This is a genomic window from Bradyrhizobium sp. STM 3557, from assembly GCF_045571465.1.
In the GTDB taxonomy this organism is placed as follows: Bacteria; Pseudomonadota; Alphaproteobacteria; order Rhizobiales; family Xanthobacteraceae; genus Bradyrhizobium.
On the sequence record NZ_CP120697.1, the window covers coordinates 3,728,457 to 3,752,641 of the forward strand.

The window sequence follows — 24,185 nt, forward strand, 5'->3', positions numbered from 1 at the left end:
ACGCTCGCCCGCACTGATTTTAGCTGTTGGAGACGGCGATCAGTTGCTTCAATCGTGCTGCGGCGGCGCCGCTGTCGAGCGAATCCCGGCCGATCGCCACGCCTTCCCGGAGCGTCTTAGCACGGCCGGCGACCAGCAGCGCCGCTGCGGCGTTCAAAAGCGCGACATCGCGGTACGGGCTTGGCATGCCGTCGAGCACGCTCATCAGCGCGGTCGCGTTGGCCTCGGCGTCGCCGCCCCTTAGCCCTTCATGGCCGCAGCGGGGCAGGTCGGCTTCATCAGGCGAGATCTCGAAGGTGCGGATCGTGCCGTTCTCGAGCGCGGCGACGAAGGTCGGGCCGGTGAGGGTGATTTCGTCGAGACCGTCGGAGCCGTGGACCACCCAGGCTGCCTCCGAGCCAAGGTTCTTTAGCACCTGGGCCAGCGGTTCCACCCATTGGCGCGAGAACACGCCGACCATCTGGCGCTTGACGCCGGCAGGGTTGGACAGCGGCCCGAGCAGATTGAAGATGGTGCGGGTGGCGAGCTCGACCCGCGTCGGGCCGACATTCTTCATCGCCGGATGATGCGCCGGCGCGAACATGAAGCCGATGCCGGCCTCCTTCACGCAGCGGCCAACCTGCTCGGGCCTGAGGTCGATCTTGACGCCGAGCGCGGCCAGCACGTCGGCGGCGCCGGAACGCGAGGATAGCGCGCGATTGCCGTGCTTGGCGACCGGGATGCCGGCGCCTGCCACGATGAACGATGCGCAGGTGGAGACATTGACAGAGCCGGAGCCGTCACCGCCGGTGCCGACGATGTCGATTGCATTGGCCGGCGCATCGACCCGCAGCATCTTGGCGCGCATGACGCTCACCGCGCCGGTGATCTCGTCGACGGTCTCGCCACGAACACGCAACGCCATCACCAGGGCGCCCATCTGCGACGGCGTCGCTTCGCCCGACATCATGCTATCGAAGGCGCTGGCCGCTTCCTCGCGGGACAGGGTGGCGCCGGTGGCGACCTTGCCAATGATCGACTTGAGATCGTCCATCGCGTGCTTTCAATATTACTGGTTACTGCCGACCACCTGCGCGACGGCGGCTTCGTTGATCGTGGTGCCGATGTCTTTCTCGAGCCGGGCGACATACTCTGCGCTCTGCTCTTGGCTGAGGGCACGCTGCAGCGTGTCCTTCAGCTTCTTGACGTCTTCCGACGCCATGTCCACCGCGGGCGTGGTGATGTCAGTGACACGGAACACCACCCACTGGCTGCCGCCAGCGGCTTCGGTCTGGCTGGCGCTGTCCTTGGCGGTGCGGAACGCGGCTGTCACAACACCGCCGGGAAGGCCCGGCAGCGTCGCGTCACGGCGGAAGCTCGTCGCGGTCTCGACCTGAACGCCGAGCGCGGCCGCCTCTTCGGCGAGCTTGCCGCCTTCGTTCAGCTTCTTGACCAGCTCGGTTGCCTTCGTGCTCAGACGTGTGGCGATCTCGTCCTCGCGCCAGCGCGCGGCGACCTGATCCTTCACCTCGTCGAGCGCGCGGTCGCGCGGTGGGGTGACGCCGAGCACCTCGTACCAGACATAGCCGCCCCGGTAGGAGATCGGCTCATTGTCAACGCCAACGTCGCTGTTGAAGCCCTGCGCGACCACGTCGAGACCTTGCGGGATGTTGCCCGCCGGCTGGCCGTTCGGCTGGTGGCCTGACCGATCGACTGAATCGAGCGTAACGACGGCAAGGCCGAGCTTCTTGGCCGCTTCGGCGACGCTGGCGCCGCCGCCGCGCTCATCCTCCATCTTGTCGCGCAGGCTTGCGACCTGGGTGCGGGCGCGCTCGGCCGCGATCTCCTTCTTCAGATCGGTCGCGACGTCCTCATAGGTCGGTTGATGCCCTGGCTGGATCGCGCTGACCTTGACCAGCGCAACGCTGAACTGGCCCTTGACCGGCTCGCTGAGCTCGCCTGTCGGCAGCGAGAAGGCCGCATCGGCGATCGCAGGGTCGAGAATGGCGGATTTCGTCACCAGGCCAAGGTCGACGTCGGCCGGCGTGAGTTTGCGCTCCTTGGCGAGATCATCGAACGTCACCTCGCCCGAGATGATACGTTTGCGCGCGGCCTCGGCCTCCTCGACGGTGGGGAAGGTGATCTGCTGCACCTGCCGTTTCTCCGCCGTCCCAAGCTGATCCTTCCGCTGCTCGAACAGTTTTCTGGCGTCCTCGTCGGAGACGTCGGTCCATTTGCCGATCTCCTCCGGCGTCACCACGACGAAATCGATCTTGCGATATTCGGGCGCGCGGAACTGCGCCTTGTGCTCCTCGAAATAGGAGGCGAGCGTCTCGGGGGAGGGGGCATCGATGGTGCCGGCCTGGGCCGAGGACAGCTTGATGTACTCGATAGAGCGCTGCTCGTTCTGGAAGCGGGTCAGCGCTTCGAGCTGGGTCTTGGAGGGCTCGAGGCCGGCTTCGATGGTGCCGGCGATCTGACGCCGCAGCGACACGCGGCGCTGATCGGCGAGATAGCGCTGCTCAGTGAAGCCATAGTTCCGAATGATGGCCTGGAAGCGATTGGCATCGAAGGCGCCATTCGGACCCTTGAAGCTCGGATCTGTCAGGATCACGCGCATGGTCTCGGCATCGGACTGGTTGAGGCCGAGCCGGCGCGCTTCTTCATCCAATGCGGCTTCCGCGATGGTCTGCTGCAGCACCGAGCGATCCAGCCCAAAGGCCCGCGCTTGATCCTGCGTCAACGGACGGCCGAACTGGCGCCCGATCTGCTGCAGGCGATCGGTGTAGATCTGGCGGAACTCGTTCACCGAGATCTCGGTGTGGCCGATGGTCGCGACCGTCGACTGGCCGAAGCCGCGGAAGATGTCAGCGATGCCCCAGATCCCGAAGCTGACGATCAGCACGCCCATGACCACCGCCATGATGGTCTTGCCGAGCCAGTTTGATGAGGCTTTGCGTAATCCTCGAAGCATGGGTCCAATCTGTCGTCAGGAGGGGAGGACGCGCCTTAAAGCAGATTCTGCAAAAGGGCGTCACCGAGTTGAAATGGCTTATAAAGAGGCAGTCGTCCGGTCGCAACCTCAGCGCCACGCGTCGAACGAGCGGCCGATCGAAGCCGTGAACGGGGACCGCCTCGCTCTGGTGCTCGTCCACCGGGTCTGCTAGCGCATCATGCTCCCTGTCACAATGTCTGCTGGAATTTCGCCATGACCGATCGTATCCGGCCGCTGATCGCCGGCAATTGGAAGATGAACGGGCTGAAGGCCTCTTGGTCCGAGTTCGAGGCGATGCTGGCCGGCAGCTCCGAGGTCTCGGCCAAAGCCGACCTCTTGGTGTGCCCGCCGGCGACCCTGCTGGCGGCATTCGCCGACAAGGCCAAGGGGAAGGCCGTCGCTGTCGGGGCTCAGGACTGTCACACCAAGCCCTCCGGCGCCCACACCGGCGACATTTCCGCGGAAATGCTAGCCGACGCCGGCGCCAGCGCCATCATCGTTGGCCATTCCGAGCGGCGGGCCGACCATGGCGAAACCGACGCCATCGTGCACCAGAAGGCCGAGGCGGTCTGGCGCGCGGGGCTGACCGCGATCGTCTGCATCGGCGAGACCCAGAGCCAACGCGATGCCGGCCAGACGCTCGATATCTGCGGCGGCCAGCTCGAGCGCTCGCTGCCGGCGGCCTCAAGGGCCGATAATCTCGTCGTCGCCTATGAGCCGGTCTGGGCGATCGGCACCGGCCTGACGCCGACCGCACAAGATGTCGAGCAAGTTCATAAGTTTATCCGCGATCTGCTGGTGCAGCGCTTCAAGGAGGAGGGGGCGCGGATGCGCATCCTCTATGGCGGCTCAGTGAAGCCGTCCAATGCCGCGGAGCTGATGGCAGTCGCCAATGTGAACGGCGCGCTGGTCGGCGGCGCCAGCCTGAAGGCCGCGGATTTCCTGGCGATTGCGAAGGGGTGCTAGTGTCAGGCTGCCGGCGCTGCACGTCGTTGGCTGAATCGAAACGGCGACCGCGAACTCGGTTCACCTCTCCCCAGCGGGGAGAGGTCGATCGCGCAGCGATCGGGTGAGGGGGCGCCGCTCTCTCGATAGACCGTGACCCCTCACCCGGATTGCATCTGGCGATGCAATCCGACCTCTCCCGATGAGAGAGGTGGGGGATCTCCGTTGCCGCGGCTAAATCAACCCTTCCTATGATCCTAGACTAAATCCACGTCTCAGATCGTGGCCGCAACGCGCTTCCAGTAGATCTTCGTCCCGGTGAGGCCGCCATGCGGCTTGAAGGCGTAGTCCGGGATGATTCCGGTGAGCTGGAAGCCCAGCCGCTCATAGAGCTCTGACGCGCCGCCGTCGCTCGCGGTGTCCAGCACCAGCAGGGTGCGCCCATGCTCGCGGGCGAGGGTCTCGGCGGCGCGCATCAAGGCGGTTGCGACGCCGCGATGACGATGGCTCAGCCGCGTCATCATCTTGGCGATCTCGGCGCGGTGCGGCTGGTTCGGCGGCAAATCCAGCTGCAGCGTCACCGTTGCCACCAGTTCATCGCCGTCGAAGGCACCGAGCACGATCCGTTCGCCGCGCTCTGCTGCCGCCAGCGAGCTCCGCCAGAAGCGGTCGGCGACCTCGGCGGGCAGCGGATGCATGAAGCTGACCGAGCCGCCATGCGCGACGGTCTCGACCAGGAGATCGCTGAGGGCGCTGCGAATCGCGGGAGTATCGGTCAGCGCGGCGATCCTGATCGCGGACATTGTCGTTCAGCTCCTGTCATTCAGGTTCTGGCCAGCGCCACGACATAAGTGCAGGGCGCGTTGGTCTCATTGGCGAAGGTGGTGTCGATCGGCGGCCCGAAGCCGAGGCAATCGCCTGCGCCGAGCACGTGGCGCTCGCTGCCTTCGGTGATGGTGAGGTTGCCGCTCTGGACCCAGACCAGCTGGCGGATATGGACGTAGGATGAGGTCGGCAGCGTCACGCTGCGGCGCGGCGGCAGCTCGACGGTCACGAGTTCCACCGGGTGATCGGGGCGGCTGAACACCTGCCGGCGCACATATCCGGTCTCAGGATCGCGCCACACCGGCTGCTCGGCTGCCTTGGACAGCCGCTCGCCATGGCCTTCGGCGCGCAGCATCAGGCCGGCCAGCGTCAGGTCGAAGGCGCTGGCCAGCCTGACCAGGATGACGGCGGTCGGGCTGACCTCGGCCCGCTCGATCTTGCTGATCGTCGCCTTCGACACCCCGGAGCGCTCGGCGAGATCGGTCAGCGACCAGCCGCGGCTCTTGCGCTCCCGGCGCAGACGATGGGCGAGACGTTGACCGAGATCGTCAATTGTTTGATCCATTCGTAAATTATAATGGAATATCCGGATGCGGACAAGGCTGTGCCTTTCGCGCCCGCGGATGCTTGTGAGAAGCCGCAATGTCCTTATCTGCGGGGGTGACAATGGCCGCTATGATCGTGTAACACCGCCCAAATTTCTCCGAGAACCCCGCAAGCCCTGAAAAGCTCGGCCCGTGGTCGGCTGCATCGGCTTGTGACGGAAGGTCACCATGCAGACTGTCATTATCGTCGTTCACCTCATGATCGTGGCCGTGTTGATCGGCGCGGTGCTGCTGCAGAAATCCGAGGGCGGCGGGCTCGGCATGGGTGGCGGCGCCGGGTTCATGTCGAGCCGCGGCACCGCGAATCTCTTGACGCGGACCACGGCGGTCCTGGCGGTCGGCTTCTTCGTGACCAGCCTGCTGCTGTCCTGGCTCGCGGGCCTCGAGCGCAAGCCAACCTCGATCCTCAACAACGTGCCGGGCCAGTCGCAGCCCGCGGGTGGGGCGACACCGGTGGCGCCGTCGGCCGGCGGCGGCCTGCTCGACCAGCTCAAGCAGGCCGACGAGCAGCAGAAGCAGGCGCCGGCGGCTCCGCAGGCCCCGCAATCGCAATAATGCGGGGGCATCATGCAGGGAGCAGCTATCTCCCTGCATCAGGAATTCCCTACCAACTCGCTGATAGCGTTCTTATTTTTCGGTAACCCACAGGCCCGCGGCGTCAGCCGGGCCGACGCAGGATTCGCTTTGGCGAATCGGACCTGCGGCATTAAAGGTAAAGTCCCATGGCGCGGTACATATTCATCACCGGCGGCGTGGTCTCCTCGCTCGGCAAGGGTCTGGCTTCGGCGGCGCTCGGCGCGTTGCTACAGGCTCGGGGCTACAAGGTCCGCCTTCGCAAGCTCGACCCCTACCTCAATCTCGATCCAGGCACGATGTCGCCGTATCAGCACGGCGAAGTGTTCGTGACCGATGACGGTGCCGAGACCGATCTCGATCTTGGCCATTACGAGCGCTTCACCGGGCGTCCGGCGACCAAGCAGGACAACATCACCACGGGGCGCATCTACCAGGACATCCTGACCAAGGAGCGGCGCGGCGATTATCTCGGCGCCACCATCCAGGTGGTTCCGCATGTCACCAACGCCATCAAGGATTTCGTCGTCTCCGGCAATGACGAGTATGATTTCGTGCTGGTCGAGATCGGCGGCACGGTCGGCGACATCGAGGGCCTACCGTTTTTCGAAGCGATCCGGCAGCTCGGCAACGACCTGCCGCGTCGTCACGCCATCTACATCCATTTGACGCTGCTGCCCTACATCCCGAGCGCCGGCGAATTGAAGACCAAGCCGACCCAGCACTCGGTAAAGGAGCTGCGCTCGATCGGCATCCAGCCGGACATTCTGCTGTGTCGCACCGACCGCGAGATTCCGAAGGAGGAGCGGCGCAAGCTCGGCCTGTTCTGCAACGTGCGTGAAAGCGCCGTGATCGAGGCGCGCGACGTCGACAACATCTATGCGGTGCCGGAGGCGTATCATGCCGCCGGTCTCGACGACGAGGTGCTGGCCGCGTTCGGCATCGAGCCGAAAATTCCGCCGGCGCTGATGAGCTGGCACACCATCAATGAGCGCGTCCGCAATCCGGAAGGCGATGTCACGATCGCCATCGTCGGCAAGTACACCGGCATGAAGGACGCCTACAAATCGCTCATCGAGGCGCTGTCGCATGGCGGCATCGCCAACAAGGTCCGCGTCAAGCTCGACTGGATCGAGAGCGAGGTGTTCGAGAACGAGGACCCGGCGCCGTTCCTGGAGCACGTCAACGGCATCCTGGTGCCCGGCGGCTTCGGCCAGCGTGGCGCCGAGGGCAAGATCCGCGCGGCGCAGTTCGCCAGGGAACGCGACGTGCCTTACTTCGGCATCTGCTTCGGCATGCAGATGGCCGTGATCGAAGCGGCGCGCAACCTGGTCGGCATCGCGGACGCCAACTCCACCGAATTCGGCCCGACCCCGGAGCCGCTGGTCGGCCTCATGACCGAATGGCTGCGCGGCAACGAGCTGGAGAAGCGCTCGCAGAGCGGCGATCTCGGCGGCACCATGCGGCTCGGCGCCTATCCCGCGACGCTCAAGCGCGGCAGCCGGGTCTCCGAGGTCTATGGCGGCGCCACCGAAATCTCCGAGCGCCACCGCCATCGCTACGAGGTCAACACCGCCTACAAGGACCGGCTCGAGCAGCACGGCTTGAAATTCTCCGGCCTGTCGCCCGACGGCGTGCTGCCGGAGATCGTGGAGTACGAGGACCATCCCTGGTTCATCGGCGTGCAATTCCATCCGGAGCTGAAGTCGCGGCCCTTCGAGCCGCATCCGCTGTTCGCGTCCTTCATCCAGGCCGCTGTGGTGCAGAGCCGGCTGGTCTGAGCCGGCTCACGGCGCCGATTGCCCCGAGCGAGGCGGCTCAGGCGGGCGTGGCATAGTGCTCGCTGGCGCGGTGATCCTTCGCGACGGGGGAAATGCCCGCATCGGCCGCTGGCGCAGCGTCGCGCGTCAACAGCTTGTACTGTGGCCGTCGCGTCAGCCGATAGACCGCGGCCGGCGGCACGTTAAGGAGCGCGCGGTCGACCAGCGTGGCGCGCAGGCCGAGACGGTCGAGGATCGGCCGCGGCACCGGGCAGCGCATACCGTAGGTGAATTGATAGAACACCCCGCCAGGACGCATATAGCTGAACGCGCCGCTGAGGATCGAGACGACCTTCCGCGGCGACATGTTGAGCAGCGGCAGTCCGCTGATCACGGCGCCGACGGGCGCGCCGTCATAGAGCTGCTCCGCGCCTAGTCGCGCCGCATCCATCCACAGCACGCGCGCGCCTGGGAAGCGGAGCTGCAAGAGCCGCATGAAGTCGGAGCCATATTCAACGAGCGTCAAATCCTGCTGTCGAATGCCGCGCTTCAGCAGTTGATACGTGAAAACGCCTGTGCCTGGTCCCAATTCCAGAATCGGGCCGCTCGCGGCGGTGATTTCGCGGGTGATGAGTTCGGCGAGCGCCGTGCCCGAGGGCGCGATGGCGCCGACGCGGCGCGGTGCCGCCATCCATGCCGTGAAGAAGGAGAGGAGATCGTGTGACATTGGCATTCCCAGAAAGTGTCATCGCCTCGGCTCGATTGCGAAGCGTTCTCTCTCTTTTTTGCGGGGGCTGCATTACGGCAGCATTGCGCGATGCGCGTGTCACTGCACGAGCGGTGCTGGCGGCAGCATCAGGCGGAAGCAGGCGCCGCCCTTCGGCCCGTCGAGCACGGAGACGTGACCGTCGTGCAGCCTTGCGATCTCGCGCACCATGTTGAGGCCGAGGCCGGCGCCGCGATCGAGCGGCGTCAGGCGGTAAAACGGATCGAAGATCCGCGAGCGTTCGTCCGGCGGAATGCCGCCGCCTTCGTCGCTGACATCGATCGTCGCGGTCGAGCCGACACGAATGGTGATGGTGCCACGCCGGCCGCCATGCTGGATGGCGTTCTGCACCAGATTGGTCAGCGCGCGTTCCAGCGCGGCGCGGTCGCCGAGCGTCTCAATGCGGTCGGACGCGGTATCGAGCGACAGCTCGTAGCCGGCGTTGATCGCGAGCGGAGCGAGATCTGCCGCGACGCTCCGCGCCACCGCAACGAGATCGACGCGGACGAACGGATTGCGGCACTGATCGAAGCGCTGAATATCGAGCAGTTGCTCAGCCAGTGTCGCAAGCCGCGCTGAGTCTTCGAGCAGCCGGATCTTATCAGGGCCTGTCGGCAGCGATTCCAGCCGCGTGTTGAGGATCGCGATCGGCGTGCGCAATTCGTGCGCAGCATCGGCAACGAAGCGCTGGTGACGGGAATAGCCGTCATCGAGCCGCTTGAGCGCATCGTTGACCGCGGCAACCAGCGGCGCGACTTCGAGCGGCAGGTGGTCCGCCGACAGCCGGCTGCCGTGCTTGCGGAAATCGATCCGGCGCGCTTGCTCTGCGGTGGTGTCGATGCCGGCGAAGGCGCGCTTGATCACCATCGGCGTCGCCACGAAGGTCGCTGCAGCCATCAGCAACAGGCCAGGCACGGTGACGGCAAGAAAGGTCAGGGAGGCCGCGAATAGCGCCTTGGCGCCGGAGATACGCCCCTGCGCGGCGGAGATGATCTGGACGTTGCCGGCATCGGTGTCGACGCGCTTCATGCGCGCCGGCTGCTTGCGAGGATCGTCGTCGAACATCTGCCAGCCGAGCCGCGCCTGGCTGATATGATCGAGCGCGCCGCCGACCTTCGTGAACTCGTCCGGCACCTTGCCTTCGGAGAGCGTTTCGCCCTGGCGGTCCCGCACGAAGAACCACAGATCGGGCGTTTCCTCGCGCAGCTGCTTGAGCTCGACAGTCGGGTGCAGCACCAGTTTGCCGTTGCCGTCCCGCCCGAGCGACCTCCGCACGACGTCCATGACGCGGTCTTCGTCGCGTTCGAGGACGGGCAGGCCACAGGCCCAGAGCGCACCGACCACCAGCGCGATGATGGCGATCAGGAGCGCGGCCTGCAACGTCACCAGGCGCCAGGTCAATTTCGAGCGCAGACAATAATGATCGGCCGCGGCGCTCATGGCACCTGCTTCAAGAGATAGCCGACGCCGCGGACACTGTGGATTTCGATGCCGCCACCGGCGTCGGCGAGTTTGCGCCGCAGCCGCGAGACGTGCGCATCGAGCGCATTCGACTGGATCTCGTCGTCGAAATTGTAGACCGCTTCCTCCAGCGTCGCGCGCAGCACGGTTCGGCCCATGCGCCGCAGCAGCGTCTCCAACACGAGCAGCTCGCGCCGCGGCAGGTCGAGCGGACGGCCGTCGACGCTGGCTTCGCGATGGCCGCAATCGAACGCGACGCGGCCAGCCCTGATGATGTCGAGCTGCAGGCCGGCGGGACGTCGCAGCACGGCGCGCAGCCGCGCCATCAGTTCCTCGATGGCGAACGGTTTTGCCAGATAGTCGTCGGCGCCGCTGTCGAGGCCAGCGATGCGGTCGGCAAGATCGCCGCGCGCGGTTAGCACGATGATCGGCACGCCATCGGCTTTGGCGCGCAGTTTCGGGATCAGCGTAAGACCCTCGCCGTCGGGAAGCTGGCGGTCGAGCAGGACTGCGCCGTGGACGTCGGCGGAAATCGCCTCCTCGGCCTCGGCAAGGCTCGGCACATGGTCGACCACCATGTCATACCCCTTCAGCACCTGTGACAATGCCGCCGCCATTTCGGCCTCGTCTTCCACCAGCAAAATCCGCATGTCCTCGATACCCAGGTCCCGGAACAGCCGGTTCTAGCGCCATCAACATTGCAGTAACATTGCGAGAACGGTCCGATGATGGCGAGCAGGGGTGCCATGTTGTCATCCCCTCAAGACAGCCCGGAACCCACTCGCTATAACCCCCGCACAACAATCTGGGAGGACTGCCAATGATCTATGAGAGCCGTGTCTATCGCTGCGTTCCCGGCCGGCTGCCGGCGCTGCTCAAGCGCTTCGAGACCGTCACGCTCAAGCTGTTCGAGAAACACGGCATTCGCCAGGCCGGTTTTTTCACCACGCTGATCGGCGAGTCCAACCAGGAGCTGACCTATTTCCTCGCCTGGGAGTCGCTCGCTGAGCGCGAGGCCAAATGGACCGCCTTTGCGACCGATCCTGAGTGGCTCGCCGCGCGTGCGAAGAGCGAAGAGGATGGCCAGATCGTCGGCAACATCGTCAGCCAGCTCCTCGTGCCAACGGCGTTCTCGGCTGTGAAGTGAACCCAGGAGGGGCTCGTTTCGGCCCGGCCGGGCGCGGGCCCGTCCGGATAGCGCTGGTCGCGCAACCCTGATATTCGACCCCGCGATACGGGTTGATCCGGCGCCTGCCGATGGGCCATGGTCGCGCCTCACTGTAAGGATGCTGCCTTGAATACCACGACAACAGCCGCGCCGGTCGTCACGACCGGCTCTGTGACTTTCGGCAATGACAAGCCGCTCGCGGTGATCGCCGGGCCCTGTCAGCTCGAAAGTCGCGCCCATGCGCTGGAGGTGGCGTCCGCGCTGAAGGAGATCGCGCAGCGGCTGAAGATTGGGCTGGTCTACAAGACGTCCTTCGACAAGGCCAACCGCACCTCCGCCTCCGCTGCGCGCGGCCTGGGGCTGGAACAATCGCTGCCGATCTTCGCCGAGATCCGTTCCTCGCTGGGATTGCCGGTGCTGACCGATGTGCACGACGCCAGTCAATGCGCCGAGGTGGCGCAGGCGGTGGACGTGCTGCAGATTCCGGCCTTCCTGTGCCGGCAGACCGACCTGTTGCTCGCCGCCGCCGCCACGGGGCGCGTGATCAACGTCAAGAAGGGCCAGTTCCTGGCGCCCTGGGACATGGCCAACGTGGTGTCGAAGATCGTCGGCGGCGGTAATTCCAACGTGCTGGTGACCGAGCGCGGCGCCTCGTTCGGCTACAACACGCTGGTCTCCGACATGCGCTCGCTGCCGATCATGGCGCGCACGACGGGCGCGCCGGTCATCTTCGATGCTACCCATTCGGTGCAGCAGCCGGGCGGGAAGGGCACCTCGTCGGGCGGCGAGCGCGAATTCGTGCCGGTGCTGGCGCGCGCGGCCGTGGCGGTCGGCGTCGCCGGCGTCTTCATCGAGACCCATCCCGATCCGGATCACGCGCCTTCCGACGGACCCAACATGGTGCCGCTCTCCGAGTTCGAGAGGCTGCTGCGCACGCTGATGGCGTTCGACGCGGTTGCCAAGAGCGGCACCAAAGGCGCTGCGCGCTGATGCACCAGCCCGTGGCCCGGCCGGCATCCGACCAGAAGTTTCCGCCTGCCATCAACATCATCGCGCTCGCCGGCTTCTCGGCGGCGCTGTCGACCCGCGCGCTCGATCCGGTGCTGCCGCACGTCGCGGAGGATTTTTCGATCTCCATCACCACGGCGGCGAGCATCGCCGCCGGCTATGCGCTGATCTACGCGCTGGTGCAGCCGGTGACCGGGGCTGCGGCCGATCTGTTCGGCAAGGCGCGGCTGATGACGATGTGCCTCGCGCTACTCGGTCTCGCCTGCATCCTCGGCGCGCTCGCGACATCCTTCACCGCGCTGTTCGCCACCCGCATCCTGGCCGGCATCGCTTCCGGTGGCGTGTTTCCGATCGCGCTCGGTCTCACCGCGGATCTGGTGGCGCCGTCCAAGCGCCAGGTCGCGATCGGCCGCACCTTGGCCGGCTCGATGACCGGCAACCTGCTAGGCGCGACCGCCTCCGGCGTCATTGGTGATCTCATCGGCTGGCGCGGCGTGCTGATGATCCTCGGCGCGCTCGGGCTCATCGCAGCCGCCGCGGTCGCGGCCGGCTTTCGCGGCGCCGCGCTGACGCATGTGCCGACGTCCGATCTGAAGGCGCTGCGCAAGGGCTATCGCACCATCTTCACCAACCCCAACGCCAAGTTCTGCTTCTCGGCGGTGTTCGTCGAAGGCTGTTGCGTGTTTGGGCTGTTTCCCTTCATTGCCGCCTTCCTGTTCGAACTCGGCCAGACGTCGCTGTCGATCGCGGGCATCGTGATCGCGGGCTTTGCCGTCGGTGGCTTGTTCTATACCGCGACGGTGTCGCGGTTTCTGCCGCGGCTCGGCGTCAAGGGCATGATGATCGCTGGCGCTGCTCTCGTTGGCCTGCAACTGATCGCTGTCGCCTTCGGCCCCATTTGGCAGCTGCAGTTCGGCAGCATGCTCTTGATGGGCTGGGGCTTCTACATGATCCATGGCTGTCTGCAGGTGTTCGCCAGCGAACTGTCGATCGAGGCGCGCGCCACCGCAATGTCGCTGCACTCGTTCTTCTTTTTCATGGGGCAGACGGTGGGCCCGATCGCCTATGGCTTCGGCGTCCAGCATGCCGGCAAGCAGCCGACCTTGATCACGGCCGCCTGCATGATGGTCGCGCTCGGCTTCGCTTGCGCGGCATTCCTGCGGTCGCGGCCGCCGGCGGATGCGGCGGCAAAGCCTGAGCTTGCCGCTTAGGAGATAATGTATTTGGGTTGAATCGACGCAGCGTCCGCAGCCATCAACATCTCGAGCCGAACGACCGCGTCTTTCAGACCAACAACCGAGTAGCTTCCGAACGCACACACCTAACCGCTCAATCAGGACTATGCTCGAGGGTCGTGCTCCGGAAGGGGATCGGTCCAGGGATTGAAGATAGGCGTGCGAGCTTTTTGATAGTCGCGGACGTCGCGGCTCACGACCGTCATCCCGTGGTGCAGGGCCGTTGCAGCAATGATGAGATCGGGCTGCGAGAAGGTATGCCCGACCTTGCGGCCATCCTCGACCAGAAGCCGCCATTTGAACATCACGTCTTCGGTGACCGCGAGCACGCGCTGCTCGAACATCGGCCGCACCCTATGAATGAGCCAGTCGTGCAATTCGGCGCGGCGATTGGCGTCGGCGACGAGCTCGATGCCGAAACGGATTTCCGCAAAGGTCACCGAACTCACGTAGAGCAGATCGAGTGGCTGGGCGGCGACGAAGGCCAGGACATTACGTTCAGGCTTGGGGCGGCGCAGCTCCGAAAGGATGTTGGTGTCGAGCAGCCAACCGTTCACAAAACGACCTCGCGCACGGGCGACGTCGTGCGCGCCGGTTCGATGTCGATGTCACGTCGAGGCGAAGCCTGCATTGCGGCGATCAGCGCCTCGCCAGTAAGGCCACCCTTGAGTCTGCGGAATTCGTCTGCGGAGATGACGACAACTTCCTCGCGTCCATGCACGGTCACGTGCTGTGGCCCTTCGCTGCGAACCCGGCGCACCAACTCACTGAAGCGAGCCTTTGCATCCTGCAACCGCCAGCGTCCCGATTTGAAGACGCGAGCCCGCCGGCGGAGCTTCGTGGACTTGTCTTTTTTCGTGGACTTGTCTTTTGATGGCTTTACGATTCTGGTCATACTGACCAGAATAACATAAGTGATTTGCCACGAAAACCGCCATTGCTGGCTGCTTGTCTCAGCCCCGCCCGCGATACGGCGCCACGCCCTGGTCCGGCACCCACAGCCCCTTGGGCAGCTTGCCGGTCTGCCAGAAGACGTCGATCGGAATGCCGCCGCGCGGATACCAATAGCCACCGATCCGCAGCCATTTCGGCTTGATCTCGGAGGCGATCCGCTTGCCGATCATGACCGTGCAATCCTCGTGGAAGGCGCCGTGATTGCGGAAGCTCGCGATGTAGAGCTTCAGCGATTTCGATTCCAAGAGCCACGGACCGGGCGCATAGTCCATGACGAGATGCGCGAAGTCCGGCTGTCCGGTGACCGGGCACAGGGAGGTGAATTCCGGCGCCGTGAAGCGCACAAGATAATCGGTGTCCTTCTGCGGGTTCGGCACCCGGTCCAGCTTGGCCGCTTCCGGGCGATCGGGCCATTCGACCGCGCGGCCGAGCTGCAGGTCCGATGATGTATTGGATTTCTGAGGGTTTTTCGCCATTAGAGTTCCAGCGAAGTGGGTACCGGTTCGCGTCAAGAAAACGCGTCGTAACAAGAATCCAGAGCCTCCGTTCCGATTTTATCGGAACGGAGGCCTGGGGTCTCCGTTCCGGGCCCTCTTAGCCAATGATGGCCCGCGCGTCACCTCTCGGTCAGGTGGCTTTTCGGTTCCTCCCGCTTGCGCTAGAAGCGGCGCCGGCAGGATCACCACAAGCCTGAATGAGGAACACATGACCGACATCGTCGACATCATCGGCCGCGAAATTCTCGACAGCCGCGGCAATCCCACGGTCGAGGTCGATGTCGTGCTGGCGGACGGCTCGCTTGGCCGCGCCGCCGTGCCGTCCGGCGCCTCCACCGGCGCCCATGAGGCCGTCGAGCTGCGCGACGGCGACAAGGGCCGCTATCTCGGCAAGGGCGTGCAGAAGGCGGTCGAAGCCGTCAACGGCGAGATCTATGAGGCGCTGAGCGAGATGTCGGCGCAGGACCAGGTCGCGATCGACCAGATCCTGATCGAGCTCGACGGCACCCCGAACAAGAGCCGGATCGGCGCCAACGCCATTCTCGGCGTGTCGCTGGCCTGCGCCAAGGCGGCCGCGAACGCCTTTGGCATGCCGCTCTATCGCTACGTCGGCGGCACTAACGCGCGTACGCTGCCGGTGCCGATGATGAACATCGTCAATGGCGGTGCTCACGCCGACAATCCGATCGACTTCCAGGAGTTCATGATCATGCCGGTCGGTGCGCCGACCTTTGCCGAAGCCCTGCGCTGCGGCTCGGAGGTCTTCCACACGCTGCGCAGCGAACTGAAGAAAGCTGGTCACAATACCAATGTCGGCGACGAAGGCGGTTTCGCGCCGAACCTCGCATCGGCGGACGAAGCGCTTGATTTCGTCATGAAGGCCATCGACAAAGCCGGCTACAAGGCTGGCAACGACGTGATGCTGGCACTGGACTGCGCCGCCACCGAGTTTTTCAAGGACGGCAAATATGTCTATGGCGGCGAGAACAAGACCCGCTCGCGCTCCGAGCAGGCCAAATATCTTGCTGACCTCGCCTCCCGCTATCCGATCGTCTCGATCGAGGACGGCATGTCGGAGGACGACATGGATGGCTGGAAAGAGCTGACCGATTTGATCGGCAACAAGTGCCAGCTGGTCGGCGACGACCTGTTCGTCACCAACGTGACGCGGCTTGCCGACGGCATCAAGAACGGCCGCGCCAACTCGATCCTGATCAAGGTCAACCAGATCGGCACGCTGACTGAGACCTTGGCTGCGGTGGAGATGGCCTACAAGGCCGGCTACACCGCCGTGATGTCGCATCGCTCCGGCGAGACCGAGGATTCCACCATCGCCGATCTCGCGGTCGCCACCAACTGCGGGCAGATCAAGACCGGCTCGCTGTCGCGCTCCGACCGCATCGCGAAGTACAACCAGCTGCTGCGCATCGAGCAGGAGCTGGACAGCCAGGCCAAATATGCCGGCCGCGCCGCGCTGAAGGCGCTGGCCTGAGCCGAAGCTGAAAACGGGTAGGGAGGTCGGCATGGCTGACGCGACGCATGGTCTGCAACTGCGCTCGTTGATCAAGGCGAGCGGCGAGCTGGAAATCTCGCTGCTCGATGTGCCGACCCCTGAGCCCGGCCCCGATGAGGTCGTAGTGCGCGTCGAGGCGACGCCGATCAATCCGTCCGACCTCGGGCTGCTCACCGGCGCCGCGGACCTGTCGACGGTCAAGGCTTCGGGCACCAAGGATCGTCCGGTCATTACTGCGAAAGTGCCTGAGGCCGGCATGCGCGCGATGGCCGGCCGGCTCGATCAGTCGATGCCGGTCGGCAACGAGGGCGCTGGAATCGTCATCAAGACCGGCTCGTCCGATGCCGCCAAGGCGCTGACGGGCAAGACGGTCGCGATGATCGGCGGCGCGATGTACGCGCAATATCGCTGCCTGAAGCTGTCCGAGTGTCTGCCGCTGCCGGACGGGACCACGCCGGCCGAAGGCGCGTCCTGCTTCGTCAATCCGCTGACCTCGCTCGGCATGACCGAGACGATGCGGCGGGAGGGCCACAGCGCGCTGGTCCACACCGCGGCCGCCTCCAATCTCGGCCAGATGCTGAACAAGATCTGCATCAAGGACGGCATCGCACTGGTCAACATCGTGCGCAGCGCCGAGCAGGCGGAGATCCTGCGCAAGATCGGCGCCAAGCATATCGTCGACTCGACTTCGGCGAATTTCATGAGTGAGCTGACCGACGCGCTGGTCGAGACCGGCGCGACGATCGCCTTCGATGCGATCGGCGGCGGCAAGCTTGCCGGCCAGATCCTCGCTGCCATGGAGGCGGCGGTCAACAAATCGGGCAAGCATCCCTACAGCCGCTACGGCTCCAGTGTGCACAAGCAGGTCTACATCTACGGCAGTCTCGATACCCGCCCGACAGAGATCGCCAGGTCGTTCGGCATGGCCTGGAGCGTCGGCGGCTGGCTGTTATTCCCGTTCCTGATGAAGATCGGGCAGGCCGATGGACAGCGGCTGCGCCAGCGTGTCGTCGACGAGTTGAAGACCACCTTTGCCAGCCACTACACCAAGGTGGTGTCGCTCGCCGAGGCGCTCGATCCTGCCAACATCGCGGTTTACGCTAAGAGGGCGACCGGCGAGAAATTCCTGATCGACCCGAGCAGGGACAAGTGATCCCATTTGTCACTGCGAGGAGCGCAGTGACGAAGCAATCCAGACTTCCTTTCTTGCCCCTGGATTGCTTCGCTTCGCTCGCAATGACGAAACATTGAAGTTACCGGTTTTCCGAACGAGCGGCCTGCTTATGTTCGGGCACCGCATCTTTTGCGCTGCGAGCAGATCGCGACTAAAAGCGTTGTCCGAACCTTACTGACGGATTCCGCATGTCGACCGATCTTCCCTCGAGCGCCGACCTTTCCAACTGGCGCACCGCGCCGTTCAGCCGCTGGGCATTCCGCAATATTCGTTCGATCCTACCCGTCGCCGACATCGAGAGCGCGCCGGGCAGCGCCTGGCCGTTTGCGGCGCGGCCGTGCTCGTTCGACAGTTTCGGCCTGAGACTGCCGAACGGATCGATGCTCGACCTGCAGGGCTTCCTCAAGGCAACCGCGACCGACGGACTGATCGTGCTGCATCAGGGCCGGATCGCGTATGAATACTACGACGGCGGCCTGGATCGCGATACGCCGCACATCCTGATGTCGGCGACCAAGTCGATCACCGGGCTGATGGCCGGCATCCTCGCCGGGCGTGGCGAACTGGATATCGACGCGGAGGTCACGTCCTACGTTCCTGAGGTCGCCGGTACGGCCTACCGCGGCGCCACCATTCGCCAGCTATTGGACATGCGCACAGGTGTCGTGCTCGATGCTGGCGCGTTACAGGCCTATGCCGATGCCAGCGGCTGGGAGGCGCTCGCGCCGGGCGCCAGCGCTGATCTGCACAGCTTCTATGAAACGATGCGCGCCAAGGCTGTGCCGCATGGCGGCCCGTTCGCTTACGTTTCGGCCAACACCGATCTGCTCGGCTGGGCGATCGAGCGCGCCACCGGGCGCAGCTTCGCAAGCCTGGTCGGCACGCTCTTGTGGAAGCCGCTCGGTGCGAGCGGGGAGACTTTCATCACCGTCGACGCCAAGGGCGCGCCGCGCTGCACCGGCGGGTTCTGCGCGACCTTGCGCGATTTTGCCCGGCTGGGTCAGCTCGTGCTGATGAACGGCTGGCGGGATTCCACTCCGATCGTGCCTGAGGGCTGGATCGACGATATCAGGCACAACGGCGATACCGAGGCATGGCGCGAAGGGCAGTGGGCCGGCAGCTTCGCTTCGATCAGCCGCAACATGCACTATCGCAGCGGCTGGTACGTCATCGATGACGCGCCGCAGCTGCTGTTCGCGATGGGCATTCACGGCCAGAACCTGTTCGTCGATGCCGCGAGCGAGATGGTGATTGCGAAGGTCTCGAGCTGGGCGCAGCCGGTCGAGGGACAGTCGATCTGGCTGACGCACAAGGCGGTCGCCGAGTTCGCCCGCTGCCTTGCGGGCGCTGGTTAGCCGAGCTGGAGCGAGGGGCCTGTATGTGCCCATTTCGGAAACGCTGCGTTTCTGAACGAGGCCATTTCATGCACTTGCATGTTCATCGCGGCGCGGATTAAGTGCTGTCCGCGAAATCGCTCAGAAGGATCATTCTCCCATGGCCTATTCCATCGTTGCGCTGGTCGGCAGCCTGCGTAAGGAGAGCTTCACGCTCAAGATCGCCAACGCCATGGCCAAGCTCGCACCTAGCAGCCTCAAGCTGGAGGTGGTCACGCTGCATGGCCTATCGTTCTTCAACCAGGACCTCGAGGCCAATCCGCCGGCCGACTGGCTCGCGCTGCGCGAGAAGATTCAAGCAGCCAATGGCGTGCTGTTCGTCACGCCGGAATACAACCGCTCGATCCCCGGCGTGCTGAAGAACGCCATCGATGTCGCCTCGCGGCCCTATGGCAAGAGCTCGTTCCTCGGCAAGCCGGTCGGCATCGTCTCGAACTCGCCGGGCCCGCTCGGCGGCATCGCGGCCGCCAAGCATCTGCAGAACATCCTGCCGGGTATTTGCGGCCCGATCCTCGGCCAGCCGGAGATCTATCTGAACGCGGTCGGCGATGCCTTCGACGAGAAGGGCGAACTGACAAAGGAGTCGCTGAAGACGGTGCTCGAGCAGTATCTCGCAGCGTTCGCGGCCTTCGTCGAGCGGCAGAGCCGGTAGCGCGCTCCAGACGCGCATTTCCATGAAACCGGCTGTCGATGGATGAGTTGAGTTCTCGCCATCTCCAACGCTGTTCGCGACAGCCGGCCTTTAGCAATCCATTAACCAAGCCATCGCATCTTCCGTGCATGGTCTCCCGTGCACGCCTCAAATCCTTCCTCACCGGTGTCGCCCTCTACATGATGGCGGCTGCGATCGTCGGCTATTTCGGCGTCAACGCCTATACCGGCAAGTATGGCCTCAACGCCCGCCAGGAGCTGGACCAGGAAATCATCGCGCTGACCTCGGAGCTGGCGCGGCTGAAGCAGGAGCGCGCCGAGGGCGAGAAAAGGGTCTCGCTGCTCCGCTCGGACCGGGTCGACCCCGACATGCTCGACGAGCGGGCGCGCTTCCAGCTCGATTATGCCAATCCGCATGATCTGGTCCGGATCAATCATCCGAAGTAGTCTCTCCTCCGGACCTGCCCTCACAGTCCCGGCTCGTGGCGGCTGGTCCCTCCGTCGCCTCCGAGTTTGACGCAGATCAAGCGGAGCAGGGCGGAGCTGCCTTAGCAATGCTTCTCGGAGGAGCGCCAAACGCGATGAACAAGCGCGAGCTCGTGCAGCACGCAGCGCAGGTTGAGGCTGCGATCGCATCCGGCCATGCGGCGAAATCCGCCGTGGTGGCCTCCTGGTGCCGCTCCGCCCGATTCCATCAGCTCGATCCCGCCGGAACCCGGCCGCCGCTGAGGCTGACCGACGCTGAACTCGACCGGGTTCGCGAGCAGGCTGCGCCGCTGCTGCAGGCCGCCCGCTCGGTGATGGACCGGCTCTATCATGCGGTGGGCGCGACGGGCTGCTGCGTTCTGCTGGCCGACCAGAATGGCGTCCCGGTCGATCGTCGTGGCGCCGCAGTTGACGACGCCACGTTTGCGTCGTGGGGGCTCTGGACCGGCGCGATCTGGAGCGAGGAGTACGAAGGCACCAACGGCATCGGCACTTGCCTGGTTGAAAAGCGGCCGCTGACGATCGACCGCGATCAGCATTTCTTCACGCGCAACACGCCGCTGAGCTGCACGGCCTCGCCGATCTACGATCACGACGCCAAGCTCGTCGGCGTGCTCGACGTGTCCTCCTGCCGCGCCGACCGCACCGAAGCCTTCACTGATCTCATCACGCTTGTCGTCGGCGAAGCGGCGCGCCGCATCGAAGCCGATCTGTTCAAGGCGGCGTTCCCGAACGCGAGAATAGTCCTGGTGCCTGCGGGAGATGGCCATGGCGGCGGGCTGCTTGCGGTCGATGCCGATGACCTTGTGATCGGGGCCACGCGCATGGCCCGCTCCGCTTTGGGTCTTGCGCCCGACCGGGCGTTTCAGCCGGCTCCGGCGGCTGATCTGCTCTGCGGCCCGGATGCGGCGCTGGAGCAGCTCGGCGACGTCGAGCGCGGCGTCCTGCAACGCGCGCTGCTGCGGGCGCAAGGCAATGTCTCGGCCGCGGCCAAGGCACTCGGCGTCAGCCGCGCCACGCTCCACCGCAAGGTGAAGCGGTTCGGCCTCAACGCACACTGACTTGCTCTAGGCTGGTCTGCTCGCCCAAGCGAGAGCGGGACGGGTGGAGTGCGTGGTCTCGCCCGTACAACCGTCTCTCCCACCACGAAGTACGGTGCACCTGTCGCAAATCTGAGACAGTTCGGGGCACTGAGCCGCTGAGCCCGGGCTGACAGACGAGCCCTCCCGCGACATCGTTCGTCACGTCGCAGCGACGCGAACAGCCCCCTGCAATTCCTGATCGAAGACGGTTTTGCCGGGCCGAGCGCTATGACGAACGATGAACAATGATGGGAGCAGACACGCCATGAACAAGCCGGAATTCCTGACGACGACGACCGTGCCCTTTGCCGAGCGCTATGACAATTTCATCGGTGGCAAATGGGTCGCGCCCCATTCGGGCAAATATTTCGACAACATCTCGCCGGTGACCGGCAAGGTCGTCTGCAAGATCGCACGCTCGGAGGCGGCCGATGTCGAAGCCGCGCTCGACGCGGCCCACGCCGCCAAGGACGCCTGGGGCCGCACCAGCGTCGTCGAGCGCGCCATCATCCTCAATCGCATCGCCGATCGCATGGAGGCCAATCTCGAGCGCTTGGCCGTGGCCGAGACCTGGGACAACGGCAAGCCGATCCGTGAGACCCGCGCCGCCGACCTGCCGCTCGCGATCGATCACTTCCGCTACTTCGCCGGCGTGGTGCGCGGCCAGGAAGGCACGCTTGCCGAGATCGACCAGGACACCGTGGCCTATCACTTCCACGAGCCGCTCGGCGTCGTCGGGCAGATCATTCCCTGGAATTTCCCGCTGCTGATGGCTTGCTGGAAGCTCGCACCGGCGCTGGCTGCGGGCAATTGCATCGTGCTCAAGCCCGCCGAGCAGACGCCGGCCTCGATCATGGTTTGGATCGAGCTGGTCGCCGATCTCTTGCCGCCCGGCGTCATCAACATCGTCAACGGCTTCGGCCTGGAGGCCGGCAAGCCTTTGGCGTCGAGCCCGCGCATCGCCAAGATCGCCTTTACCGGCGAGACCACGACAGGGCGGCTGATCATGCAATATGCCAGCCAGAACCTCATTCCGGTCACGCTCGAGCTCGGCGGCAAGTCGCCCAACATCTTCTTCAAGGATGTCGCGGCCGAGGATGATGACTTCTTCGACAAGGCGATCGAAGGCTTCGTGATGTTCGCGCTCAACCAGGGCGAGGTCTGCACCTGCCCGAGCCGGGCACTCGTCCACGAAGACATCTTCGACAAGTTCATGGAGCGTGCGCTCGGCCGCGTTGCCGCCATCAAGCAGGATGATCCGCGCAATCCCGCGACCATGATCGGCGCGCAGGCATCCAACGAGCAGCTCGAAAAGATCCTCTCCTACATCGATATCGGCAGGCAGGAGGGGGCCAAGCTGCTGGCCGGCGGCAAGCGCGCGCAGCTGGGCGGTGACCTCGCGGGCGGCTTCTATGTCCAGCCGACGGTATTCCAGGGCAACAACAAGATGCGGATCTTCCAGGAGGAGATCTTTGGGCCGGTCGTCTCGGTGACGACCTTCAAGACCGATGACGAGGCGCTTTCGATCGCCAACGACACGCTCTACGGCCTCGGCGCAGGCGTCTGGAGCCGTGACGCCAACCGCTGCTACCGCTTCGGCCGGGCGATCCAGGCCGGCCGGGTCTGGATCAATTGCTATCACGCCTATCCGGCGCACGCGGCTTTCGGCGGCTACAAGCAATCCGGCATCGGGCGCGAGACCCACAAGATGATGCTCGATCACTACCAGCAGACCAAGAACCTCCTGGTCAGCTACAGCCCGAAGAAGCTGGGCTTCTTCTAGGGTTCAAACCTGTTCATCCCTTCAAGTCCTCCTCCCTGGACTTGGACCCTCGGCGGCGTTGCGCGAAAGCGCGGCGCCGCTTTTTTCATAGCTGCCATGGTTGCGAGCGTTGCTGACGAGGTGAGCAATTCAATATCGGGACGGCGGCTCAAGCTTTGCGAAACTTTCGCCCGCGCTGCACTGCGGCATAGCAAAAGCGGTGGTGCGCCAAGCCAGTGCTTTTACGGCGGTTTGAGTTGAGATAGAGAGGGCTACTTTTTCTCTCATCCGGAATTGCCATGGCCGCACCCAAGAAGAGCGTCGTGAAGGAACAAGGGCAGGACAGGGACGACGGTCCGCCGCCGGAGTTCACCAGGGAGCAGGAGCTGGCCGCATTGCGCGATATGCTCTTGATCCGCCGCTTCGAGGAAAAGGCAGGCCAGCTCTACGGCATGGGTGCGATCGGCGGTTTTTGCCATCTTTATATCGGCCAGGAAGCCGTCGTCGTCGGCATGCAGATGGCGCTGAAGCCGGGCGATCAGGTCATCACGGGTTACCGCGACCACGGGCATATGCTGGCCACCGGCATGGATGCCAAGGGCGTGATGGCCGAACTCACCGGACGCCGCGGCGGTTACTCCAAGGGCAAGGGCGGCTCCATGCACATGTTCAGCCTGGAGAAGCAGTTCTATGGCGGGCACGGCATTGTCGGCGCCCAGGTCTCGCTTGGCACCGGGCTCGCGCTCGCCAACCGCTACCGCGGCAACGATTCGGTCAGCATCGCCTATTTCGGCGACGGTGCCGCCAATCAGGGCCAGGTCTATGAGAGCTTCAACATGGCGGAGCTCTGGAAGCTGCCGGTGGTCTATGTGATCGAGAACAATCGCTATGCGATGGGCACGGCGGTGACCCGCGCGTCGGCGCAGACCAATTTCTCCAAGCGCGGCGTCTCGTTCAACATCCCCGGCGAGCAGGTCGACGGCATGGATGTCCGCGCCGTGAAGGCGGCCGGCGAGAAGGCGGTGGCCTGGTGCCGCGAAGGCAAGGGCCCGTATATCCTGGAGATGCAGACCTACCGCTATCGCGGCCATTCGATGTCGGACCCGGCGAAGTATCGCACCCGTGAGGAGGTCGAGAAGATCCGCAACGATCAGGATCCGATCGAGCAGGTGCGTAGTCGCCTGCTGGCCGCCAAGGTCAGCGAACAGGATCTCAAGGCGATCGACGCCGACGTGCGCAAGATCGTCAACGAGGCTGCCGATTTCGCGCAGGCCGATCCGGAGCCCGATGCGTCGGAGCTCTGGACCGACGTCTATCGTTCGTAACGCACAGCGCGCCAAGCTTTTTTCCTG

24 protein-coding genes are annotated in these 24,185 nt (G+C 64.7%); 14 read left to right on the forward strand and 10 right to left on the reverse strand.

Annotated features, from left to right (window positions below):
- Nucleotides 1-19: 19 nt before the first annotated feature.
- Both trpD and P6U24_RS16895 read right to left on the reverse strand, forming a co-directional pair.
- Nucleotides 20-1,033, reverse strand: coding sequence for an anthranilate phosphoribosyltransferase (trpD, locus tag P6U24_RS16890; protein ID WP_407160196.1), 1,014 nt, complete (start codon nt 1,031-1,033; stop codon nt 20-22).
- Between the two features lie 15 nt (nt 1,034-1,048).
- The gene (locus P6U24_RS16895; protein ID WP_407160197.1) at nt 1,049-2,953 is read right to left on the reverse strand and encodes a SurA N-terminal domain-containing protein; all 1,905 of its coding nucleotides are present in this window, start codon (nt 2,951-2,953) and stop codon (nt 1,049-1,051) included.
- Between the two features lie 234 nt (nt 2,954-3,187).
- On the opposite strand from P6U24_RS16895, the gene tpiA reads away from it, so the two are divergent.
- On the forward strand, nt 3,188-3,940 hold the full coding sequence (gene tpiA, locus P6U24_RS16900; protein WP_407160198.1) for a triose-phosphate isomerase: 753 nt from the start codon (nt 3,188-3,190) through the stop codon (nt 3,938-3,940).
- 254 nt (nt 3,941-4,194) lie between these two features.
- On the opposite strand, the gene P6U24_RS16905 is transcribed toward tpiA, so the two are convergent.
- Both P6U24_RS16905 and P6U24_RS16910 read right to left on the reverse strand, forming a co-directional pair.
- Nucleotides 4,195-4,722 (reverse strand): GNAT family N-acetyltransferase, encoded by a 528-nt coding sequence (locus P6U24_RS16905; protein ID WP_407160199.1) that lies wholly within the window; start codon nt 4,720-4,722, stop codon nt 4,195-4,197.
- Between the two features lie 20 nt (nt 4,723-4,742).
- Nucleotides 4,743-5,309 (reverse strand): helix-turn-helix domain-containing protein, encoded by a 567-nt coding sequence (locus P6U24_RS16910; RefSeq protein WP_407160200.1) that lies wholly within the window; start codon nt 5,307-5,309, stop codon nt 4,743-4,745.
- 208 nt (nt 5,310-5,517) lie between these two features.
- On the opposite strand from P6U24_RS16910, the gene secG reads away from it, so the two are divergent.
- A complete protein-coding gene (gene secG, locus P6U24_RS16915; RefSeq protein ID WP_407160201.1) occupies nt 5,518-5,904 on the forward strand; it encodes a preprotein translocase subunit SecG in 387 nt (128 codons plus the stop codon).
- Between the two features lie 167 nt (nt 5,905-6,071).
- Nucleotides 6,072-7,703 (forward strand): CTP synthase, encoded by a 1,632-nt coding sequence (locus P6U24_RS16920; protein ID WP_407160202.1) that lies wholly within the window; start codon nt 6,072-6,074, stop codon nt 7,701-7,703.
- A 37-nt stretch (nt 7,704-7,740) separates the two neighbouring features.
- On the opposite strand, the gene P6U24_RS16925 is transcribed toward P6U24_RS16920, so the two are convergent.
- From P6U24_RS16925 to P6U24_RS16935, 3 genes are all read right to left on the reverse strand, one after another.
- The gene (locus tag P6U24_RS16925; RefSeq protein ID WP_407160203.1) at nt 7,741-8,409 is read right to left on the reverse strand and encodes a class I SAM-dependent methyltransferase; all 669 of its coding nucleotides are present in this window, start codon (nt 8,407-8,409) and stop codon (nt 7,741-7,743) included.
- Nucleotides 8,410-8,508: 99 nt separating this feature from the next.
- Entirely contained in the window at nt 8,509-9,888 is a 1,380-nt protein-coding gene (locus P6U24_RS16930) for a sensor histidine kinase (protein WP_407160204.1), read from the reverse strand.
- Nucleotides 9,885-10,559, reverse strand: a complete 675-nt coding sequence (locus P6U24_RS16935; RefSeq protein ID WP_407160205.1) for a response regulator transcription factor — start codon at nt 10,557-10,559, stop codon at nt 9,885-9,887. The genes P6U24_RS16930 and P6U24_RS16935 overlap by 4 nt, the downstream gene beginning before the upstream one ends.
- Before the next feature lie 170 nt (nt 10,560-10,729).
- Here P6U24_RS16935 and P6U24_RS16940 point away from each other — a divergent pair, with 170 nt between their 5' ends.
- The 3 genes from P6U24_RS16940 to P6U24_RS16950 all read left to right on the forward strand — a co-directional run bounded on the left by P6U24_RS16940 (nt 10,730) and on the right by P6U24_RS16950 (nt 13,296).
- Nucleotides 10,730-11,056 (forward strand): NIPSNAP family protein, encoded by a 327-nt coding sequence (locus tag P6U24_RS16940; protein ID WP_407160206.1) that lies wholly within the window; start codon nt 10,730-10,732, stop codon nt 11,054-11,056.
- Between the two features lie 117 nt (nt 11,057-11,173).
- On the forward strand, nt 11,174-12,067 hold the full coding sequence (gene kdsA / locus P6U24_RS16945) for a 3-deoxy-8-phosphooctulonate synthase (protein ID WP_407160207.1): 894 nt from the start codon (nt 11,174-11,176) through the stop codon (nt 12,065-12,067).
- The gene (locus tag P6U24_RS16950) at nt 12,067-13,296 is read left to right on the forward strand and encodes an MFS transporter (RefSeq protein WP_407160208.1); all 1,230 of its coding nucleotides are present in this window, start codon (nt 12,067-12,069) and stop codon (nt 13,294-13,296) included. The genes kdsA and P6U24_RS16950 overlap by 1 nt, the downstream gene beginning before the upstream one ends.
- A 128-nt stretch (nt 13,297-13,424) precedes the next feature.
- Here P6U24_RS16950 and P6U24_RS16955 read toward each other — a convergent pair whose 3' ends face one another.
- Genes P6U24_RS16955 through queF form a run of 3 tightly spaced genes read right to left on the reverse strand, consistent with a single transcriptional unit; the run spans nt 13,425 to nt 14,750 of the window.
- Nucleotides 13,425-13,877 (reverse strand): type II toxin-antitoxin system VapC family toxin, encoded by a 453-nt coding sequence (locus P6U24_RS16955; protein ID WP_407160209.1) that lies wholly within the window; start codon nt 13,875-13,877, stop codon nt 13,425-13,427.
- On the reverse strand, nt 13,874-14,215 hold the full coding sequence (locus tag P6U24_RS16960) for a type II toxin-antitoxin system Phd/YefM family antitoxin (RefSeq protein ID WP_407160210.1): 342 nt from the start codon (nt 14,213-14,215) through the stop codon (nt 13,874-13,876). Before P6U24_RS16960 ends, P6U24_RS16955 begins: the two co-directional genes overlap by 4 nt.
- A 58-nt stretch (nt 14,216-14,273) precedes the next feature.
- Complete coding sequence (gene queF / locus P6U24_RS16965; RefSeq protein ID WP_407160211.1) at nt 14,274-14,750, reverse strand: preQ(1) synthase; 477 nt, start codon at nt 14,748-14,750, stop codon at nt 14,274-14,276.
- 229 nt (nt 14,751-14,979) lie between these two features.
- On the opposite strand from queF, the gene eno reads away from it, so the two are divergent.
- The 8 genes from eno (at nt 14,980) to pdhA (ending at nt 24,158) form a co-directional block, all read left to right on the forward strand.
- Nucleotides 14,980-16,263, forward strand: coding sequence for a phosphopyruvate hydratase (eno, locus tag P6U24_RS16970; protein WP_407160212.1), 1,284 nt, complete (start codon nt 14,980-14,982; stop codon nt 16,261-16,263).
- Between the two features lie 31 nt (nt 16,264-16,294).
- On the forward strand, nt 16,295-17,437 hold the full coding sequence (locus P6U24_RS16975) for a zinc-binding dehydrogenase (protein ID WP_407160213.1): 1,143 nt from the start codon (nt 16,295-16,297) through the stop codon (nt 17,435-17,437).
- Between the two features lie 209 nt (nt 17,438-17,646).
- The gene (locus P6U24_RS16980) at nt 17,647-18,813 is read left to right on the forward strand and encodes a serine hydrolase domain-containing protein (RefSeq protein ID WP_407160214.1); all 1,167 of its coding nucleotides are present in this window, start codon (nt 17,647-17,649) and stop codon (nt 18,811-18,813) included.
- Nucleotides 18,814-18,952: 139 nt separating this feature from the next.
- Nucleotides 18,953-19,504: an NADPH-dependent FMN reductase gene (locus tag P6U24_RS16985; protein ID WP_407160215.1), complete on the forward strand. Its 552-nt coding sequence runs from the start codon at nt 18,953-18,955 to the stop codon at nt 19,502-19,504.
- A 128-nt stretch (nt 19,505-19,632) separates the two neighbouring features.
- Nucleotides 19,633-19,950, forward strand: coding sequence for an FtsB family cell division protein (locus P6U24_RS16990; protein WP_407160216.1), 318 nt, complete (start codon nt 19,633-19,635; stop codon nt 19,948-19,950).
- A 134-nt stretch (nt 19,951-20,084) separates the two neighbouring features.
- The gene (locus P6U24_RS16995) at nt 20,085-21,050 is read left to right on the forward strand and encodes a GAF domain-containing protein (protein ID WP_407160217.1); all 966 of its coding nucleotides are present in this window, start codon (nt 20,085-20,087) and stop codon (nt 21,048-21,050) included.
- A 286-nt stretch (nt 21,051-21,336) separates the two neighbouring features.
- Nucleotides 21,337-22,854, forward strand: coding sequence for an aldehyde dehydrogenase (adh, locus tag P6U24_RS17000; RefSeq protein ID WP_407160218.1), 1,518 nt, complete (start codon nt 21,337-21,339; stop codon nt 22,852-22,854).
- Between the two features lie 278 nt (nt 22,855-23,132).
- Nucleotides 23,133-24,158, forward strand: coding sequence for a pyruvate dehydrogenase (acetyl-transferring) E1 component subunit alpha (gene pdhA / locus P6U24_RS17005; RefSeq protein ID WP_407160219.1), 1,026 nt, complete (start codon nt 23,133-23,135; stop codon nt 24,156-24,158).
- Nucleotides 24,159-24,185: the final 27 nt, after the last annotated feature.